This window comes from Streptomyces sp. NPDC043908, from assembly GCF_056435525.1.
Window position 1 is genome coordinate 47,213 of sequence record NZ_JBWKEI010000016.1, and the last position, 18,293, is coordinate 65,505.

Sequence of the window (18,293 nt, forward strand, 5' to 3'; positions counted from 1 at the left end):
GGGCGGGCCAGCCGGCGGTTCAGAGCCCGCCGGCCCGCACCAGCCCCGACTCGTACGCGAGGACGACCACCTGGACCCGGTCCCGCAGCCCCAGCTTCGTCAGGATCCGGCCGACATGGGTCTTCACGGTGGCCTCCGAGAGGACCAGACGCGCCGCGATCTCGCCATTCGAGAGGCCCTGCGCGACCAGCAGCATGACCTCCCGCTCGCGCTCGGTCAGCTTGTCCATGGCGCCGCCGGGGCCCTTCTCCTTGCCGGTCGAGGGCAGCATCGGGGCGAACCGGTCGAGCAGCCGCCGGGTGGTGGAGGGCGCCACGACCGCGTCGCCGCTGTGCACCGAGCGGATGGCGCCGAGCAGTTCGGCCGGCGGCACATCCTTCAGCATGAAGCCGCTGGCGCCCGCCTTGAGACCGGAGAACGCGTACTCGTCCAGGTCGAAGGTGGTCAGGATCAGCACCTTGGGGGGCGTCTCGGCCGCGCAGATCCGGCGCGTCGCCTCCACCCCGTCCAGGCGTGGCATGCGCACGTCCATCAGCACCACGTCCACGGCGGTCGCGCGGAGGATCTCGATCGCCTCCGCGCCGTCGCCCGCCTCCGCGACGACCTCCATGTCCGGCTGGGCGGCGAGCACCATCCGGAAGCCGGTGCGCAGCAGCACCTGGTCGTCGACGAGCATGACTCGGATCGTCATCGGGTCCCTCTCCATCACGGCGTACGGGTCTTGGGCGTACGGGGTGTCGCGTACGGATCCTGCGTACCGGTCCTGCGTACCGGCTCTTCGGCGTACGGCACCCCTCGGGCGTACGCGGTACTACGTGGCGGGCTTCAGCGGCAGCAGGGCGCTGATGCGGAAGCCGCCGCCCGGCCGCGGTCCCGCGTCCAGGGTGCCTCCCACCATGCCGACGCGCTCGCGCATGCCGATCAGACCGTGCCCCTGGCCGTCGGCGCCGCCGTCCTCGTACATCTCGTGCGCCGCGCCGCGGCCGTCGTCCTCGACCAGCAGGCCGAGCCCGTCGTCGAAGTAGACCAGCCGGACGCTGGCGCCCGCCTCCGGGCCGCCGTGCTTGCGCGTGTTGGTGAGCGCCTCCTGCACGATCCGGTACGCCGTGAGCTCGACGCCGCTGGGCAGGGGGCGCGGGGTGCCCTCGATCTTGAAGTCCACGGTGAGCCCGGCGGTACGCACCTGCTCGACGAGCTCCTCGATCTGCTCGACGTCGGGCTGCGGCACGTACTCCCCCGCCTCCCGGTGCTCGCCGGTGCGCAGCACGCCGAGCAGGCGGCGCATCTCGGCGAGCGCCTGGCGGCCGGTCATCGAGATGGTCTCCAGGGCGATCTTCGCCTGGTCGGGCGCACTGTCCATGACATACGCGGCGCCGTCCGCCTGGACGACCATCACCGAGACGTTGTGGGCGACCACGTCGTGCAGCTCGCGGGCGATCCGGGCGCGCTCGGCGGCGACCGCGACCTTGGCCTGCGCCTCGCGCTCCTTCTCCAGGCGGGCGGCGCGCTCCTCCAGCTGGGCGAAGTACGCCCGGCGGGTGCGCATCGAGTCGCCCAGGACCCAGGCGAGGAGGAAGGGGACCGTCATCACGACGGCGAAGAACACGGTCTGGGCCGGGCTCGCCCCGCCGTCCGCGCCGTTGTCGCTGTAGTCGGGCCAGCGGACCATCGCGATCACGGCCGCGAGCAGCGAGCCCGCCAGGGCCAGCCGCGAGGCCCAGCGCTCGCCGATGGCGGCGGCGGTGTAGATGGAGACCAGCATGGCGAAGTCCGACACGTTCGGACCGACGTCCAGGGCCAGCTGGGCCACGCCCAGCACGGCCGCCAGCACCACCGTCTTCTCGGGCGCGCGCCGGCGCAGCGCCACGGCGGCGCTCAGGCCGACGGCGATGAGCAGGGCCGCCGAGGTCGAGCCGTGGCCGACCCCGCTGGAGACGAACGACATGCCGGAGATCCCGAGGAGGAAGACGGCCCAGAGGGTGTCCACCGCGGTCGGGTGCCTGCGGATGAAGTCGTAGAGGCGCTGCACGTAACCCAGCGTAGGGATGCCGGATCGGTGCAAGGGTCAACCGGAGGGTCGATCCGGGTCGCCGGGGCGTACTCCCCAAGGTGGAGGGCGCCTAGCCTTCTGCTGTGAATCATGAGGCGGGCGACGGCGGTGGCGGTGGCGGGCGGGACGGCGGAACGCCGGACGACCGGTCGGGCTGGACCGGCTGGTCCGGCTGGCGGGCGGCGACCGAGCGGGCCCTGTACGGCCCCGGCGGCTTCTATCTGCGCCCCGAGGGCCCCGCGGGTCACTTCCGTACCTCCGTTCACGCCTCACCGCTCTTCGCGGGGGCCGTGGCGCGCCTCCTGGAGGAGGTGGCCGGGGAGCTCGGGGGCGGTGAGGTGGCGTTCGTCGACATGGCGGCAGGGCGCGGGGAGCTCGTCACGGGCGTACTGGCGGCGCTGCCCGCCGGATTCCCCCTACGGGCGTACGCCGTGGAGCGAGCGGCGCGTCCGCCGGGGCTCGACGGGCGGATCACCTGGCTCGCGGAGCCGCCGTCCGGCGTCCGGGGCCTGCTGTTCGCCAACGAGTGGCTGGACAACGTGCCGGTGGACGTGGCCGAGGTCGACGCCGACGGCGTCGCGCGCGAGGTCCTGGTCCGCCCCGACGGCACCGAACGCCTCGGCGCGCCCGTCTCCGGCGCGGACGCGCGCTGGCTGGAGCGGTGGTGGCCGCTGCGGGAGCCCGGGGAGCGGGCGGAGGTGGGGCGCCCCCGGGACGAGGCGTGGGCGGCGGCGGTGTCGTCGCTGGCGGAGGGGCTGGCGGTGGCGGTGGACTACGGCCATGTGGCGTCCGCGCGGCCGCGGTACGGCTCCCTGACGGGGTTCCGGGGCGGCCGGGAGGTCGTCCCCGTGCCCGACGGCACGTGCGACATCACGTCCCATGTGGCGGTGGACGCCTGCGCGGGTCCCCGGGCGGACCTCGTCCCCCAGCGCGAGGCGCTCACGGCGCTCGGCGTCTCGGGCGCGCGCCCGCCCCTGTCCCTGGCGACGACGGATCCCGCGTCCTACGTACGGGCGCTGGCTCGGGCGGGGGAGGGGGCGGAGCTGGTGGGGAGGGGTGGGCTGGGGGACTTCTGGTGGGTGCGGGAGTGGGTGGGCGGCTCTTCGCGCAGTTCCCCGCGCCCCTGATTGGCCACTTTCGTCCCCGGACCGTGGGTGGCCGGTCGCGCAGTTCCCCGCGCCCCTCATCTGCCCGGGCCTCGTCTGCGGACCGTGGGCGGCTGGTCGCGCAGTTCCCCGCGCCCCTTTAGGGCCCGGATTTCGTCTGCGGGCCGGTGGGGGCTGGTCGCGCAGTTCCCCGCGCCCCTTGGGGGGTCGGCCGCAGCCGGGGAATTTGGAGCGGCCCCTAGTTCTTCAGGGGCGCGGGGAACTGCGCGAGCAACCCAAGACGACCCGCACACGAAGTCCCGGCCCGATAAGGGGCGCGGGGAACTGCGCGAGAAGCCCCACCGGCCCGCGGGTGACTGTCCGGCCCCCCGCCCGAGGGGTTTCGGGGAGGGGTGGGGTGGGGGGATTCCGCCCCGGGCGGGGATACTGTCGCCCATGACGGAGACCACGGTCGGCATCGGCGGCGCGGCGGAGAGCACCGACATGGTGCTCAACATCGGCCCCCAGCACCCCTCCACCCACGGCGTGCTCCGCCTCCGCCTCGTCCTCGACGGCGAACGCATCCAGCACGCCGAACCGGTCGTCGGCTATATGCACCGCGGCGCCGAGAAGCTCTTCGAGGCGCGCGACTACCGGCAGATCGTCATGCTCGCCAACCGCCACGACTGGCTCTCCGCGTTCTCCAACGAGCTCGGCGTCGTCATGGCCGTGGAGCGCATGCTCGGCATGGAGGTCCCGGAGCGCGCGGTCTGGACCCGCACCCTCCTCGCCGAGCTGAACCGCGCGCTCAACCACCTGATGTTCCTCGGCTCGTACCCCCTCGAACTGGGCGGTATCACCCCGATCTTCCACGCCTTCCGCGAGCGCGAGGAGCTCCAGCACGTGATGGAGGAGGTCTCCGGCGGGCGCATGCACTACATGTTCAACCGCGTCGGCGGCCTCAAGGAGGACCTCCCGCTCGGCTGGCTGGGCCGCGCCCGGGACGCCGTCGCCGCCGCGACCTCGCGGATGGACGTGTACGACCGGCTCGTCCTCGGCAACGAGATCTTCCGGGGCCGCACCCGCGGCGTCGGCGTGCTGTCCCAGGAGGCCGTGCACGCGTACGGCGTCAGCGGCCCCATCGCCCGCGGCTCCGGCGTCGACTTCGACCTGCGCCGCGACGAGCCGTACCTCGCGTACGGCGAACTCCAGGACACCCTGCGGGTCGTCACCCGTACCGAGGGCGACTGCCTGGCCCGCTTCGAGGTGCTGCTCGACCAGACCCACAACGCCCTGGAGCTGGCCGCCGCCTGTCTCGACCGGCTCGCCGAGCTGCCGCCCGGCCCGATCAACCAGCGCCTGCCGAAGGTCCTGAAGGCCCCCGAGGGCCACACCTACGCCTGGACCGAGAACCCGCTGGGCATCAACGGGTACTACCTCGTCAGCAAGGGCGAGAAGACCCCGTACCGGCTCAAGCTCCGCTCGGCCTCGTACAACAACATCCAGGCCCTCACCGAACTCCTCCCGGGCACCCTGGTCGCCGACATGGTCGCCATCCTCGGCTCGCTCTTCTTCGTCGTCGGCGACATCGACAAGTAGGCGCGCGGGAACGGGGGAACGGCGGAACGGGTAAGGGGCCCGGCGCTTCGGCGCCGGGCCCCTTATCTTCAGTCCGTCTGCCCCGCCCCTACGAGATCGCCGTCCGCAGCCCCACCACGTCCAGCTGCTCCGTCTCGTCGTGCGCGGTCAGGTCGATGACCTTGCCCACCACCCGCTCGGGGCCGGTGTGCGGCCGCTCGGCCAGGACCTCCTCGCCGACCACGTCGGCCAGGTCCTCCTCGGCGGCCGCCTCTATCGCGGCCTCCACGGCCTCCTTCTCCGCGGCCGTGCCGAAGAAGTCGAAGCTGCCCTCGGGCCGTACGGCGGGACGGGCGGCGTAGGGAACCACCGTCGCCGCGACCGGCTTCGGCGCGGCGGGCAGCGCGGTCAGGGCGGCGGCGGACGACGGGCGGACGTGCTCGCCCTTCCCCCCGGCCGCCGCGTGCTTCCCCTGCGGCTCCTGGGCCTCCCGCGGCTCGCGCGAGCCCTGTGCCTCCTGGTCCGCGGGCTGCCGGGCGGGCGGAAGCGCCGCCGCCCGCGCCTCCTGGGCGCGGCGCGCGTACGGCAGGTTCTCCAGCGCCTTGGAGGCCGCCGCGTAGGCCGCGGGCGTGGGCGTACTGGCCGCGGCGGGCAGCGCCTTGGGGGCGCCGGCCTCCAGGGCGAGCTTGCGGCGGCCCTCCAGGGCGCTGGCCCGCTCGGTCTCCGCCGTGGCGTACCGCCGCAGCAGGGCCGCGTGTTCGCCGCGCAGCCCGGCCAGCTCCATGCGCTTGGCGCGGAGCTTGGCGTCCAGCCGGCCGCGCAGCTCGCGCGACTCCTCCAGCTCCGCCTCCAGTTCGGCGATCCGCTCCTCGGTGCGCCACTGGTCGGCGGCGCGCGAGCGGGTCAGCTCGGCGACCCGGCGTCCGGCGGCCCGGTCCCAGCCGCGCATCAGCACGGAGCCGGTGACGGCGGCCACCGCGGCGGCCGCGGCCAGGACGCGCAGGGCCAGGGGCTGATCGAACAGCCAGGCGCCACCGGCGCAGAAGACCGCGGCGCCGGCGACGGCCGACGGAGGGAGGAGCCTGTGCAGCGGAGGGGAATGGCGGTGGCGTCCACGTGGCATGGCCTGAAATTTACCGTGCGTAGACGCCCAATGGAGCCCCAGCCCGCCAATCTTCCGAATCTTCTCCCAACCGTCTTCTCCGGGCCCCGGCTTTCGTTACTTCCGGATCAGTCCCTTCGACCGGAGATAGTCCTTGGCGACATCGGCCGGCTTGGCCCGCTCGGCGTCCACCTTGCGGTTCAGATCGACGAGATCACCGGTCGTCAGCGCCTTGGTGAGCTTCGCGAGCGCGTCGGCTATCTCCTGGCCTCCCGCGTCCTTGGCATTGACCACGGGAAGGACGTTGTCCGCGTTCTGGAGCTTCTTGTCGTCTTCGAGGAGCACCAGGCCGTACTGGTCCAGGGTGGCGTCGGTCGTGGTGGTGAGCACCAGTTGGTCGACGCCGTCCTTGACGGCCTGCTTGGACTGCGGGGTGCCGACGCCCTTGGGGTCGACGCCGCTGACGTCGATGCCGTACTTCGCCTTCAGGCCCGGGGCGCAGAAGGGGCGCACGGGGCACTCGGCACCCGCCGCGATCTTGACCTTGACCTTCGACTTTCCCAGATCGGAAAGCGTCTTGAGGTTGTTCTTGGCGGCGAATTCCTTGGTCACCGCGAACGCGTTCTGGTCGACCGCCGCGCCCGCCGGGAGCACCTTCAGACCGCGCGGGGTGGCGAGCTTGGTGAGCTCGGTGACCGTCGCCGCCGCGTCGCTGGAGGCGAGCGGCTTGTCCTTCGCCTTCGCGCCGTTCACCTTGGCGTTGAGGAATTCGGTAAGCGTAGCCGCGTATTCCGGAACGACGTCGATCTCGCCGTTCTCCAGAGCGGGTTCGTACAGCTCGCGGTTCTTCACCGTGGTGATCGAGGTGCCGTATCCGGCGTCGCGCAGGACCTGGGCGTAGAGCTCGGCGAGGACGGCGGACTCGGTGAAGCCGGCGGCGCCGACGGTGAGCGAGCCCTTCTTGCCGCCCCCGCCGCTACTCGCCCCTCCGCCGCTTCCCTTGTCCTTGTCCTTCTCCAGGCTGTCGCCGCCGCACGCGGCCAGCGAGCCGGCCAGCGCCAGCGTGCCCAGCACCGCACCGGCCGTGCGCAGGATCTTGCTCATGAACGTTCACCATCCGAGAGTTCGTAGGTCCGACGTGTTCCGGGTCCGGCGGGGGCCGGGGTCTCAGGGGAGCCGCGGTCTCAGGGAGCCGTGCTCCGCCCGCGCGTCGCGCGCAGCGGGCTGAACAGCCGGTCGGCCAGCACCAGCACGCCCTCGACCAGCAACGCGAGCAGCGCGGCGAGGATCGCCCCCGCGACCACCTGCGGTGTGTTGTACGTGGCGAACCCGGCCGTGATGATCCGGCCGAGGCCACCGAGGCCCACCATGGAGGCGATCGTCGCCGTGGCCACCACCTGCACCGCGGCCGACCGCACCCCGATCATGATCAGCGGGTACGCGAGGGGCAGCTCGACGCGGGCGAAGAGCTGGCCGCCCGACATCCCCATCCCGCGCGCGGCCTCCACCACCGACCGGTCCACCTCGCGCATGCCCACGTACGCGTTGGTCAGCAGCGGAGGCACCGCGAAGAGCACCAGCGCGATGATGGTCGGCGCGTACCCCTCCTTGCGGAGCGGGGTGAGCATCAGCAGGCCGAGCACCGCGAACACCGGTATCGCGCGGCCCACGTTGGAGATGTTGACCGCGAGCGCCCCGCCCCGCCCGATGTGCCCGAGCCACAGCGCGAGCGGCAGCGCGATCGCGCACGCCAGCAGCAGCGAGACCCCGCTCACATAGGCGTGCTCGGCCAGGCGGTGCCAGGCTCCGTCCTCGCCGGACCAGTTGGACCCCGTCGTCAGCCAGGTCCAGGCGTCGGCCATGACCCCCATCAGCGCGCCCCCGCCCTCGTCCGTATCCGCGTCCAGGGTGTGAGCAGGCGCTGGAGGCCGAGCAGCAGCACGTCCGCCACGAGCGCGAGCAGCACGCACAGCACCGACGCGGTGAGCACCTGCGCCTTGAACGTGGACTGCACGCCGTCGCCTATGAGGTTGCCGAGGCCGCCCTTGCCGACCACCGAGCCGACCGTGGTCAGCGCCACCGTCGACACCGTGGCGATGCGCACGCCGGCCAGCAGCGCGGGCAGCGCGAGCGGCAGCTCCACCTCGAACAGCAGCCGCGCCCTGCCGTATCCCATCCCCCGGGCCGCCTCGCGCACGTCGGACGGGACGGCTTCGAGGCCGGCCAGGATGTTCCGTACGAGGATCGTCAGCGAGTAGAGCACCAGGCCGGTGACGACCAGGGAGGCGGAGAGCCCGAACACCGGGAGCAGCAGCGAGAACATCGCCAGCGACGGGACCGTGTAGAGCACGGTCGTCAGGGTCAGGACCGCTCCGGCCACCGATCTGCGGCCGCGCGCGAGCAGCGCCAGCGGAAAGGCGATCAGCAGCCCGATCAGCACCGAGGCCACCGTGATCCAGATGTGCTGGACCGTGGCGTCGGTCAGCTCCTGGCTGCGGGAGCGCACGTACTCCCAGCAGATCCAGTCGTTGCGCACCAGGCAGTTCTGCGCGCCCACCGTCCCCCACCTCCCCCGCCGGATCCCCTGAGACCCCGACCGAACGTCTGTCTGGCGACCCTAACCCCCGCCACTGACAATCACCGAGAGCCGGTGGGCGGATCCGCGTATCGCACACAGGGCGGCAACATGGGATTCACACAGCCACGCTCACCACCGGCCACAATGGGGAACCATGATCCGATTCGAGCACGTCACCAAGCGGTACGCCGACGGCACCACCGCCGTCGACGACCTCTCCTTCGAGGTGGCCGAGGGGGAACTGGTCACGCTCGTCGGGCCGTCCGGGTGCGGCAAGACCACCACGATGAAGATGGTGAACCGGCTGATCGAGCCCACCGAGGGCCGGATACTCCTGGACGGCGAGGACATATCCACCGTCGATCCGGTCCGGCTGCGGCGCCGTATCGGCTATGTCATCCAGCAGGTCGGGCTCTTCCCGCACAAGACGGTCCTGGAGAACACCGCGACCGTCCCGCATCTGCTCGGCGTCAAGCGCGCCAAGGCCCGTGAGCGCGCGGCCGAACTGCTCGACCTGGTCGGCCTCGACCCCCGCGTCCACGGGGCGCGCTACCCCGAGCAGCTCTCCGGCGGGCAGCGCCAACGGGTCGGGGTGGCGCGGGCGTTGGCGGCCGACCCGCCGGTGCTGCTGATGGACGAGCCGTTCGGCGCGGTCGACCCGGTGGTGCGCGAGCGGTTGCAGAACGAGTTCCTCAAGCTCCAGTCGCAGGTCCGCAAGACGGTCCTCTTCGTCACCCACGACATCGAGGAGGCGGTCCGCCTCGGCGACCGCATCGCGGTGTACGGGCAGGGGCGCATCGAGCAGCTGGACGCCCCGGCGGCGGTGCTCGGCACCCCAGCGACGCCCTATGTCGCGGACTTCGTCGGCGCCGACCGGGGCCTGAAGCGGCTCTCGGTGACGCCCATCGAGGAGGGCGACCTGGAGCAGCCGCCGGTGGTCCGCCTCGACGACCCGCTCCCGCGCGACCTCGGCGCCCCCTGGGCGGTGGTCCTGGACGCCTCCGGCGACCTGCACGGCTGGATCTCCGCGGAGAGCGCCACGCGCGCGAAGAGCGGCACCGTACGCGAGCACGCCCGCCGGATGGAGGCCTGGCTGCCGCTGGGCGCCTCGCTCAAGCAGGCGTTCGCGACGATGCTCCAGCACGACGCGGGGTGGATCGCGGTCATCGACCACGAGGGGACGGGCCGCTTCCTGGGGGTGCTCACCCCGGCCCGGCTGCACGAGGCGCTGCGCCGCTCGATCGACGCGGACGCCCAGGCCGTCCCCCGGACGGAAGTGGAAGTGGAGTCGATCAGTTCGCGCTGAGGCGGCCGCTGATCCACTCCAGGACCGGCGGGATCTCCCGCCGCCAGGTGTTGAAGTTGTGCCCGCCGCTGTCGAGCGTGATCGACGAGACGCGCGCGGGCGCCTTCACCTTCTTGATGAACTTCAGCGTCGGCTTGAGGTTGTCCTCGCCCGACTTGGAGCTGGTCACCAGGAACGAGGACTTGGCCGGCGGCACGTGGTCGAGGGCCCACAGCAGGTTGGAACGATTCTTCGCGGCCTTGTCGCCGTGGAAGAGGTCACCGGTGGTCGGGTCGCTGGCGGCCTTGTAGTACGCGGAGAGGCCCGCGCTGGCGCCGAAGGTCTCCGGGTGGTGGATGCCGATCTTCAGGGCGCAGTAGCCGCCGGTCGAGTTCCCGATGAAGCCCCAGTTCCGCGGGCTGGTGCCGACCCGGTAGGTCTCGGAGACGGCCTTGGGGAGGTCCTTGGCGAAGAAGGTCTCGGTCTGCGGGCCGCCGGGGACGTCCACGCACTCGGTGTCACGCGGCGGCGCCACCGTCGGACGCATCATCACGAGGATCATGGGCTGCGCCTTCTTCTGCTTGACCTGCGCCCATGCCGTCTTCGGGTATCTCAGTCCCTTGATCAGGTTCTCCGCGGTGCCCGGGTAGCCGGTGAGCACCACGGCCGCCGGGAACTTCTGCTTCTCGTACTTCTTCTGGAAGTACTCCGGAGGCAGATAGACGTAGGCGGGGCTGGCTATTTTGGAGCGTTCGCCCTGGACGACCACCTTCTGGATCTCCCCGCCCGCGGCGGGGTTGCCGGCGCCGGGGGTGTCGGGCTTCTGCTTCCCGGTGACCTTGATGTCCTTGGTCCCGGCCGAGTGGTCGACGACCACGCCCATGCCGTTCTCCTGGCCGAACAGGTCCGCCCACGAGCCGTAGAAGAGGAAGGAGTTGTTGGCCGCGAGGCCCACCGAGGCGAAGAGCATCAGCTGAGTGCCGAGGAGCAGGCCGATCCGGCCCAGGACGGCTCGCCAGCCGCGGCCGGCCAGCTTCGGCCAGAGCCAGACGGTGAGCGCGAACAGCACCACCGCCAGAACGACGGCGAGCGCCAGAACCTTGTTGCTCGTGAGACCCATGAGTCGTCGAAACTTTCTGACTGAGATTTTCCTGGGACCGAGGGAACCCGCCCCCGGGATGTGCCGTCCTAGAGGGCGCAAATTGTCCGGAACACAGTGGCGAACTTGTCACGGTGCGGACAACAGAATCTCTCGCGGAGTCACGGGAAGCGATGTCTGTCAGGATAGATGGGGACAAAAAGGGTTCGGTTCCGGCCGGCGCGCGCAAAGTCCTCCGCGGACCGCGCCCCGATTCGGTTCCTTCACTGGTCGGCAAGGCCGCGGCCTTCGTCGGACTGCTCAACATCGCCGCCGGTATCTTCCCGCGCTTCCGCGCCAGCCGCATGCACGCCGTCACCGAGGTGCTGCCGGGCACGACGGGCCCCTTCGCGGCGGCCCTCGCCCTCAGCACCGGCGTCCTGCTGCTGCTCCTGGCGCACGGCCTGAAGCGGCGCAAGCGGCGGGCGTGGCGGGCCGCGGTCGCCCTGCTGCCGATCGGCGCGGTGGCCCAGTTCCTCTACCGGCACTCGGTCGTCGGCGTACTGATCTCGATCGCGCTGCTGGTGCTGCTGGTGCGGCACCGCGACGAGTTCACCGCGCTGCCCGACCCGCGCAGCCGCTGGAAGGCGCTGGCCAACTTCATCCTGCTCGGCTCCGGCTCGCTGGGCCTCGGCCTGGTGATCGTCTCGGTCCACCCGGGCCGGGTCGTCGGCAGCCCCTCGATCGCCGACCGCATCCAGCACGTGATGTACGGCCTGTTCGGCTTCGAGGGCCCCGTCGAGTACGCGGGCGACACCAGCTGGACCGTCGCCTACTCGCTGGGCGCGCTCGGCCTGCTGACCGCGATCACCACCATCTACCTGGCCTTCCGGCCTGAGCACCCGGCCGCCCGGCTCACCGAGGACGACGAGCGGCAGCTGCGCGACCTGCTCGCCAAGCACGGCGCCCGCGACTCGCTCGGCCACTTCGCGCTGCGGCGCGACAAGGCGGTCGTCTTCTCCCCCAGCGGCAAGGCGGCGGTCACCTACCGCGTCGTCTCCGGGGTGATGCTCGCCTCCGGCGACCCGATCGGCGACGTCGAGGCCTGGCCCGGCGCCATCGAGCGGTTCATGGACGAGGCCAAGGCCCACTCCTGGACCCCGGCCGTGGTCGGCTGCTCCGAGACGGGCGGCGAGGTGTGGACCCGCGAGACCGGGCTCGACGCGCTGGAACTGGGCGACGAGGCGGTGGTGGACGCCGCGGATTTCTCCCTGTCCGGGCGCGCCATGCGGAACGTACGCCAGATGGTCAAGCGCATCGAGCGCAATGGCTACGAAACCCGCGTACGGCGCGTCCGTGATCTCTCCGTAGGTGAGCTGGAACGGGTCCGGCGGGCCGCCGAGGACTGGCGCGGCACCGACACCGAGCGCGGCTTCTCGATGGCGCTGGGACGGATCGGCGACCCCGACGACGGCGACTGCGTGATCGCCACCGCCCACAAGGCCGACGACGGACCGGGCGAGCCGGGGCCGTACGGCGACCTGAAGGCCATGATTCACTTCGTCCCCTGGGGTTCCGACGGAATGTCGCTGGAGCTCATGCGCCGCGACCGCTCCGCCGACCCCGGTATGAACGAGCTGCTGATCGTCGCCGCGCTCCAGGCCGCTCCGAAGATCGGCATCGAGCACGTCTCGCTCAACTTCGCGATGTTCCGCTCGGCCCTCGCGCGCGGCGAGAAGATCGGCGCCGGGCCCGTCCTGCGGCTCTGGCGCGGACTGCTGGTCTTCCTCTCCCGCTGGTTCCAGATTGAATCGCTGTACAAGTTCAACGCAAAGTTCCAGCCACGCTGGGAGCCGCGCTTCATGGTCTACCGGGCCCACAGCGACCTGCCGCGCATCGGCTTCGCGGTGATGCAGGCCGAGGGCTTCGTGAACATGGGCCTGCCCCGCCCCTTCGCCCGCTTCAGCCGCGCCCGCCAGCGCCCTTGCGCGCACCTGGCGAACAGGGACGCGGAACGGACGGTACGGGCGGCTCTGTAGCCCCCGAGGGGCGCGGGCAGGAGAACGGGAAGAGGGGCCCGGGGACATGTCCCCGGGCCCCTCTTCGTCTTACGCGGAGGCGGTCTCCGGCTCGTCGGCCTTCTCCGGCTCGTCGGCCTTCTCCGTCACGGCGTCCGCCTCCGGCGCCTGCGGCGCCTTCGGCTTGCGGTCGGAGTGCAGCCCGACCAGCGCGACCAGGACCACCAGCAGGAACGCGGCCCCGGCGAGCGCGAAGCTCAGCGTGAACTGGCTCTCCTGCGGCAGCGGCGGAACCCCGGCCGGCAGGTGCTCGATCGTCTTGGAGGCGAGCAGCGACGTGATCACCGCACTGGCGATCGCGCTGCCGACCGACCGGGAGATCGAGTTGATGCCGTTGGCGATACCCGTCTGGTGGTGCGGGACGCTCGCCACGATCAGCGCGGGCATCGCCGCGTAACCGAAGCTGATCGCCACACCGATCACCATGCCGGCCATGATCACCGAGGCGCTGGAGTCGTGCGCGCCGGTCAGCCAGGCGAAACCGAGGACACCGAACGCGGCACCGGCCGTCAGCGTGAAGCGGGCACCGATGCGCCGCACCAGCATGCCGCCGGCCTGGGCGGCGACCAGGGACATGATCGTCGTGGGCAGCAGGTACTCGACCGAGGCGCGCAGCACCGAGGCGGTGAACCCGTAGCCCGTGACCTTCTCCGGCATCTGCACCAGGTACGAGACGCCGATGAACTGCGAGAACATCGCGAAGCCGAGCAGCAGGCCGGCCAGGTTGGTGAAGAGCACCGGGCGGTGGGCGAACATCTTCATGTCCACCATCGGCGCCTTGACCTTGCGCTCGACCAGGACCCAGACCGCGGCCATCACGACGGAGGCGACGAAGAGGCCCAGGGTGCGCACGGAGGTCCAGCCCCACTCGTGGCCCTGCGAGATCGGCAGGAGCAGCAGGACGAGCACCGCGGCGAGGGTCGCCGCGCCGATCCAGTCGGTGCGCCCGCCGGGCTTGTGGCGCGAGGCCGGGACGCCCGCGACGACGGCGACCAGGGCGACGACGGCGAGCACGGCGGCCAGCCAGAAGACGCGGTGGTAGTCGGGGTTGTCGCCCTGGGTCAGCAGGCCGGCGCCGACGAGGGCGAGGCCGCTGCCGAACGCCAGGGTGCCGCTGACCAGCGCCATCGCGCCGTGCAGCTTCTCCGGGCGGATCTCCTCGCGCAGCACCGAGAGGGCCAGCGGGAAGATCGCGGTGGCGGCGCCCTGCATGACGCGGCCGACGATCAGCCAGAGCAGCGAGCTGGTGGTGGCCGCGAGGACCGAGCCCGCGACCATCAGCACCAGGACGCCTATGAGCGTGGGCTTCTTGCCGTGCATGTCGCCGAAGCGGCCGAGCAGCGGGGTGAAGACGGCGGCGGAGAGCAGGGTCGCGGTGGTGACCCAGCTGACGTTGGCGGTGGAGGTGCCGAGGTCGTTCTGGATGATGCCGAGGATCGGCACGACCAGGGTCTGCATCATCGAGACGACCATGGCGGCCAGCCCGAGGACCAGGACGAGCGCGGGGCCGCCGGTGGGGCGCGTGGGCGCCGCGTGATGTGTGGGAGTCACGGTTTCTTCCGTAGGAGTCCGGAGGGAGGGATGTGCTGGAGGCCGCCGACGCTTCCGCGGACGCCTTCCGGCACCGCTTCGAAGCTTGACTACCTCAAGTGCTTGATTACCCCAAGCAACTAGAGTGACGGTAAACCTCAAAGGTTGAGATCGTCAAGTTTCTCGCGGTAAGGTGGCGTCATGTCTGGAACCAGCCGCCCGGCCGCCGTGACCGACGCCGTCACGAACGACGCGCTCATGGACGCCCTCTGGGACTCCCTGGCGGACTACTACGGCGACTTCACCACCGCCGCCGCCGAGGCCGGCCTCACCGCCAGCCAGGCCAAGGCCCTCACCGTGCTGCGCCGCGGCCCCGCCGCCATGCGCTCCCTCGCCACCACGCTCCACTGCGACGCCTCCAACGTCACCGGCATCGTGGACCGGCTGGAAACCCGCGGCCTGGTCCGCCGCGAACCCAGCCCCACCGACCGCCGGGTCAAGAACGTCCTCCTCACCGAGGAGGGCCTGCGGGCCGTCGAGACCGTCCGCGCCGGGATGCACGGCACCCACAGCGCCCTGGACGCCCTCGCCACCGCCGACCGCGACGCCCTGCACGCACTGCTGCGCCGCCTGTTCACCAGCCCCGCCGCCCGCCCCGGCCCGCGCCCCCGGACCGTCGGCTGACCTCTGGTCCGCGGACCACGGGCTGACGCCTACGCTGGACGTATGAGTACGTTGCGCCGACGGGGCACGGTGACCGGGCTGCCCGAGTGGGACCGCTGTGCGGTGATGGGCGTGGTCAACGTCACGCCCGACTCCTTCTCCGACGGCGGCCGCTGGTTCGACACCGCGGCCGCGGTCAAGCACGGCCTCGACCTCGTCGCCGAGGGCGCCGACCTGGTGGACGTCGGCGGCGAGTCGACCCGCCCCGGCGCCACCCGCGTCGACGAGGACGAGGAGCTGCGCCGGGTCGTCCCCGTGGTGCGCGGCCTCGCCGCCGAGGGCGTCACCGTCTCCGTCGACACCATGCGCGCCAGCGTCGCCGAACAGGCCGTCGCGGCGGGCGCGTTGCTCGTCAACGACGTCAGCGGCGGCCTCGCCGACCCGAACATGATCCCCGTGGTGGCCGCCACGGAGGCCCCCTTCGTCGTCATGCACTGGCGCGGTTTCAGCCAGGACATGAACAGCCGCGCGGTGTACGGGGACGTGGTCGCCGAAGTGCTCGCCGAGCTCCACGCGCGCGTGGAGGCGGTCGTCGCCGGCGGCATCGCGCCCGAGCGGATCGTCATCGACCCCGGTCTCGGCTTCGCCAAGCAGGCCGAGCACGACCTGGCGCTCGTCGCCCACCTGGCCGAGCTGCGGGCGCTGGGCCGCCCCCTGCTCGTCGCCGCCTCCCGCAAGCGCTTCCTGGGCCACGTCCTGGCCGGCGACGGATCCGGCCCGCCCCCCGCCCGCGAACGGGACGCCGCCACCGCCGCCGTCTCCGCCATCGCCGCCCACGAGGGCGCCTGGGCGGTCCGGGTCCACGAGGTCCGCGCCACGGCCGACGCCGTACGCGTCGCGCGCGCGGTCGAAGGGGCCTCGGGCGCGACGACCGGGGCGACGGGGATGACGGGGACGACCGGGCTGACCGGGACAGCAGGGCCCACGTCGACGACAGGGCCTACCGGAACGACCGGGACGACCGGGGCGACCGCGTGACGGCCCGCACCGACGTCGAGGCGGTCGAGCAGGCCAACACCGCCTTCTACGAGACGCTGGAGCGCGGCGACTTCGACGAACTCTCCGACCTGTGGCTCAGCGCCACCGACGCCGGGGACACCTCCATCTCCTGCGTCCACCCCGGCTGGCCGGTCCTGTCCGGACGCGGCGAGGTGCTCCGCTCGTACGCGCTGATCATGGCGAACACGGAGTACATCCAGTTCTTCCTCACCGATGTGAAGGTCGTCGTCCTCGCCGACACCGCCCTGGTCACCTGCACCGAGAACATCCTCAGCGGCGGACCCGCCCAGGAGAGCGGCGAGCTCGGGCCGCTGGTGGGCCAGCTCGTGGTCGCCACCAATGTGTTCCGCCGCACATCCGAGGGCTGGAAGCTCTGGTCCCACCACGGCTCGCCCGTCCTGACCGAAACGGACGAGGACGAGGGGCCCGAGGGCTGAAGCCCCGGATTCCGACGGCTGAACAGCCCGCTCCCGAGGGTTGAAACAGGAGGGCATGGGTAGGGGCGGGTACCAGTCCCGACGCCGTCTGTCCATAGCCCCCGTGGGCGAGCACTGTCAGTGCCCGCAGGTAGATTCGATGGTGGGTACGGAGCCGCCCGCACGCGGCGGGTGCCCGACCGACCAACGACAGCAGGAGTGATTCGCGTGGATCGTGTCGCGCTGCGCGGCCTCAAGGCCCGCGGGCACCATGGCGTCTTCCCCCGGGAGCGCGAAGAGGGCCAGACCTTCATCGTGGACCTGGTGCTCGGCCTCGACACCCGCCCCGCGGCGGCCGACGACGACCTGGCGAAGACCGTGCACTACGGCGTGGTGGCCGAGGAAGTCGTGGACGTCGTCCAGGGCGAGCCGGTCGACCTGATCGAGACGCTGGCCGAGCGCATCGCCCAGCAGTGTCTGAAGCATGCGGGGGTCCAGCAGGTGGAGGTGTGCGTCCACAAGCCCGACGCGCCGATCACCGTCCCCTTCGACGACGTGACCATCACCATCACCCGGAGCCGAGTATGACTGTGTCCTCCCACAAGAGCTCGCAGAGCGACCCGACCGTCCAGCCGGTGCCCACGTCCGTGGTCGAGCAGGTGGACGCGGCCGACGTCACCCTGTCCAACCCGCAACGAGCCGTGATCTCGCTCGGCTCCAACCTCGGCAACCGCCTGGAGACGCTCCAGGGCGCGATCGACGCGCTGGAGGACACGCCCGGCCTGCGCGTCAAGGCCGTCTCCCCGGTGTACGAGACGGAGCCGTGGGGCGTCGCCCCCGGCTCCCAGCCCTCGTACTTCAACGCGGTGGTCGTGGTGAAGACGACCCTGCCGCCCTCGTCCCTGCTGGAGCGCGGCCAGGCCATCGAGGAGGCCTTCGACCGGGTCCGCGAGGAGCGCTGGGGCCCGCGCACGATCGACGTCGACATCGTTGCCTACGCCGATCTCGTCCTGGACGACCCGGTCCTGACGCTCCCCCACCCGCGCGCCCACGAGCGGGCGTTCGTCCTCGCCCCCTGGCAGGACGTGGACCCCGAGGCCCAGGTCCCCGGCCGCGGCCCGGTCGCCACCCTGCTCGCCACGATCGGCCGCGAAGGTGTGCTGCCGCGCGCCGACCTGGAACTCCGCCTGCCCGAGTAATCGTTAGGCTGCTGACGGCGAGCAAGACCGGCGACATGAAGGGCACTCTTCGGTGAAACAACTGAGGCTGGGCGTACTGGCGGGACTCTTCGCCGTCGCCGGAGTGCTCTCCTGGGCAGGCGCCCGGCTGTGGGACTCCCTGGGCACCCTGCCGAGCGTCCCGCTGGCCGCGCCCATCGTCCTGGCCGTGATCGCGGTGATCCTCCTGGCCACCGCCCTCTCCATCCGCTCCCGCCTGCGCGGCCAGCGCGAACGGCGCCCCGGCGCGAAGGGCGTCGAGCCCCTGATGGCGGCCCGCGCGGTGGTCTTCGGCCAGTCCAGCGCCCTGGTGGCCGCCCTGGTCTCGGGGATGTACGGCGGGACGGGCGTCTTCCTCCTCGGCTCCCTGGACATCCCGGCCCGCCGCGACCAGGCGATCTACGCGGCCTTCTCGGTGGCGGCGGGCATCGCGGTGGTCGCGGCGGCCTTCTTCCTGGAACGGGTGTGCAAGCTGCCGGACGACGAGGACGAGGGAGAGGTCCCGGCGGCTTAGCCGGGCCTCCTGGGGCGCCCGGCGGCTTGGCCGGGCCTGCTGGGGTGCGGGCAAGCGCCC

18 protein-coding genes are annotated in these 18,293 nt (G+C 71.9%); 10 read left to right on the forward strand and 8 right to left on the reverse strand.

Annotated elements, in window-relative coordinates; translation table 11 throughout:
* Nucleotides 1-19: 19 nt before the first annotated feature.
* Together AC069K_RS29455 and AC069K_RS29460 are read right to left on the reverse strand one after the other, a co-directional pair.
* On the reverse strand, nucleotides 20-691 hold the full coding sequence (locus AC069K_RS29455; RefSeq protein WP_358832523.1) for a response regulator transcription factor: 672 nt from the start codon (nucleotides 689-691) through the stop codon (nucleotides 20-22).
* A 120-nt stretch (nucleotides 692-811) separates the two neighbouring features.
* Nucleotides 812-2,029, reverse strand: a complete 1,218-nt coding sequence (locus AC069K_RS29460; protein ID WP_478621442.1) for a sensor histidine kinase — start codon at nucleotides 2,027-2,029, stop codon at nucleotides 812-814.
* A gap of 218 nt (nucleotides 2,030-2,247) precedes the next feature.
* Here AC069K_RS29460 and AC069K_RS29465 point away from each other — a divergent pair, with 218 nt between their 5' ends.
* Together AC069K_RS29465 and AC069K_RS29470 are read left to right on the forward strand one after the other, a co-directional pair.
* A complete protein-coding gene (locus AC069K_RS29465; RefSeq protein ID WP_365100305.1) occupies nucleotides 2,248-3,177 on the forward strand; it encodes an SAM-dependent methyltransferase in 930 nt (309 codons plus the stop codon).
* A 414-nt stretch (nucleotides 3,178-3,591) separates the two neighbouring features.
* The gene (locus tag AC069K_RS29470; protein ID WP_358832494.1) at nucleotides 3,592-4,734 is read left to right on the forward strand and encodes an NADH-quinone oxidoreductase subunit D; all 1,143 of its coding nucleotides are present in this window, start codon (nucleotides 3,592-3,594) and stop codon (nucleotides 4,732-4,734) included.
* Between the two features lie 88 nt (nucleotides 4,735-4,822).
* Here AC069K_RS29470 and AC069K_RS29475 read toward each other — a convergent pair whose 3' ends face one another.
* The 4 genes from AC069K_RS29475 to AC069K_RS29490 form a co-directional block, all read right to left on the reverse strand.
* The gene (locus AC069K_RS29475; RefSeq protein ID WP_478621445.1) at nucleotides 4,823-5,836 is read right to left on the reverse strand and encodes a hypothetical protein; all 1,014 of its coding nucleotides are present in this window, start codon (nucleotides 5,834-5,836) and stop codon (nucleotides 4,823-4,825) included.
* Between the two features lie 96 nt (nucleotides 5,837-5,932).
* Nucleotides 5,933-6,919: an ABC transporter substrate-binding protein gene (locus AC069K_RS29480; RefSeq protein WP_478621447.1), complete on the reverse strand. Its 987-nt coding sequence runs from the start codon at nucleotides 6,917-6,919 to the stop codon at nucleotides 5,933-5,935.
* Between the two features lie 80 nt (nucleotides 6,920-6,999).
* Nucleotides 7,000-7,686 carry an ABC transporter permease gene (locus tag AC069K_RS29485; RefSeq protein ID WP_358832491.1) on the reverse strand — a complete coding sequence of 229 codons (687 nt, stop codon included), beginning with the start codon at nucleotides 7,684-7,686 and terminating at the stop codon, nucleotides 7,000-7,002.
* Nucleotides 7,686-8,372: an ABC transporter permease gene (locus AC069K_RS29490; protein WP_365100137.1), complete on the reverse strand. Its 687-nt coding sequence runs from the start codon at nucleotides 8,370-8,372 to the stop codon at nucleotides 7,686-7,688. The genes AC069K_RS29485 and AC069K_RS29490 overlap by 1 nt, the downstream gene beginning before the upstream one ends.
* 175 nt (nucleotides 8,373-8,547) lie before the next feature.
* On the opposite strand from AC069K_RS29490, the gene AC069K_RS29495 reads away from it, so the two are divergent.
* Nucleotides 8,548-9,699, forward strand: coding sequence for an ABC transporter ATP-binding protein (locus AC069K_RS29495; RefSeq protein ID WP_365100135.1), 1,152 nt, complete (start codon nucleotides 8,548-8,550; stop codon nucleotides 9,697-9,699).
* Here AC069K_RS29495 and AC069K_RS29500 read toward each other — a convergent pair.
* On the reverse strand, nucleotides 9,686-10,798 hold the full coding sequence (locus tag AC069K_RS29500; RefSeq protein WP_365100133.1) for an alpha/beta hydrolase: 1,113 nt from the start codon (nucleotides 10,796-10,798) through the stop codon (nucleotides 9,686-9,688). The two genes, AC069K_RS29495 and AC069K_RS29500, sit on opposite strands and share 14 nt — an antisense overlap.
* A gap of 152 nt (nucleotides 10,799-10,950) precedes the next feature.
* Between AC069K_RS29500 and AC069K_RS29505 the strand changes: the two genes are divergently transcribed.
* Entirely contained in the window at nucleotides 10,951-12,795 is a 1,845-nt protein-coding gene (locus tag AC069K_RS29505; protein ID WP_358832487.1) for a phosphatidylglycerol lysyltransferase domain-containing protein, read from the forward strand.
* Nucleotides 12,796-12,864: 69 nt separating this feature from the next.
* Here AC069K_RS29505 and AC069K_RS29510 read toward each other — a convergent pair whose 3' ends face one another.
* Entirely contained in the window at nucleotides 12,865-14,385 is a 1,521-nt protein-coding gene (locus AC069K_RS29510; protein WP_478621452.1) for an MFS transporter, read from the reverse strand.
* Between the two features lie 180 nt (nucleotides 14,386-14,565).
* On the opposite strand from AC069K_RS29510, the gene AC069K_RS29515 reads away from it, so the two are divergent.
* The 6 genes from AC069K_RS29515 (at nucleotide 14,566) to AC069K_RS29540 (ending at nucleotide 18,233) form a co-directional block, all read left to right on the forward strand.
* On the forward strand, nucleotides 14,566-15,048 hold the full coding sequence (locus AC069K_RS29515) for a MarR family winged helix-turn-helix transcriptional regulator (protein ID WP_365100129.1): 483 nt from the start codon (nucleotides 14,566-14,568) through the stop codon (nucleotides 15,046-15,048).
* Between the two features lie 42 nt (nucleotides 15,049-15,090).
* A complete protein-coding gene (gene folP, locus AC069K_RS29520) occupies nucleotides 15,091-16,065 on the forward strand; it encodes a dihydropteroate synthase (protein WP_478621454.1) in 975 nt (324 codons plus the stop codon).
* Nucleotides 16,062-16,523 (forward strand): nuclear transport factor 2 family protein, encoded by a 462-nt coding sequence (locus tag AC069K_RS29525; protein WP_365100127.1) that lies wholly within the window; start codon nucleotides 16,062-16,064, stop codon nucleotides 16,521-16,523. The genes folP and AC069K_RS29525 overlap by 4 nt, the downstream gene beginning before the upstream one ends.
* Before the next feature lie 207 nt (nucleotides 16,524-16,730).
* Entirely contained in the window at nucleotides 16,731-17,090 is a 360-nt protein-coding gene (gene folB / locus AC069K_RS29530) for a dihydroneopterin aldolase (RefSeq protein ID WP_101389407.1), read from the forward strand.
* Entirely contained in the window at nucleotides 17,087-17,701 is a 615-nt protein-coding gene (gene folK, locus AC069K_RS29535) for a 2-amino-4-hydroxy-6-hydroxymethyldihydropteridine diphosphokinase (protein WP_358831924.1), read from the forward strand. Before folB ends, folK begins: the two co-directional genes overlap by 4 nt.
* Nucleotides 17,702-17,753: 52 nt before the next feature.
* Nucleotides 17,754-18,233, forward strand: coding sequence for a DUF3180 domain-containing protein (locus AC069K_RS29540; protein WP_478621458.1), 480 nt, complete (start codon nucleotides 17,754-17,756; stop codon nucleotides 18,231-18,233).
* Nucleotides 18,234-18,293: the final 60 nt, after the last annotated feature.

Bases quoted from the DNA above. Each gene is read 5' to 3' on its own strand.
- AC069K_RS29475 (WP_478621445.1), bottom strand. From the start codon at position 5,836: ATGCCACGTGGACGCCACCGCCATTCCCCTCCGCTGCACAGGCTCCTC.
- AC069K_RS29455 (WP_358832523.1), bottom strand. From the start codon at position 691: ATGACGATCCGAGTCATGCTCGTCGACGACCAGGTGCTGCTGCGCACC.
- AC069K_RS29470 (WP_358832494.1), top strand. From the start codon at position 3,592: ATGACGGAGACCACGGTCGGCATCGGCGGCGCGGCGGAGAGCACCGAC.
- AC069K_RS29480 (WP_478621447.1), bottom strand. From the start codon at position 6,919: ATGAGCAAGATCCTGCGCACGGCCGGTGCGGTGCTGGGCACGCTGGCG.
- AC069K_RS29505 (WP_358832487.1), top strand. From the start codon at position 10,951: ATGTCTGTCAGGATAGATGGGGACAAAAAGGGTTCGGTTCCGGCCGGC.
- AC069K_RS29495 (WP_365100135.1), top strand. From the start codon at position 8,548: ATGATCCGATTCGAGCACGTCACCAAGCGGTACGCCGACGGCACCACC.
- AC069K_RS29500 (WP_365100133.1), bottom strand. From the start codon at position 10,798: ATGGGTCTCACGAGCAACAAGGTTCTGGCGCTCGCCGTCGTTCTGGCG.
- AC069K_RS29485 (WP_358832491.1), bottom strand. From the start codon at position 7,686: ATGGGGGTCATGGCCGACGCCTGGACCTGGCTGACGACGGGGTCCAAC.
- folK (WP_358831924.1), top strand. From the start codon at position 17,087: ATGACTGTGTCCTCCCACAAGAGCTCGCAGAGCGACCCGACCGTCCAG.
- AC069K_RS29515 (WP_365100129.1), top strand. From the start codon at position 14,566: ATGTCTGGAACCAGCCGCCCGGCCGCCGTGACCGACGCCGTCACGAAC.
- folP (WP_478621454.1), top strand. From the start codon at position 15,091: ATGAGTACGTTGCGCCGACGGGGCACGGTGACCGGGCTGCCCGAGTGG.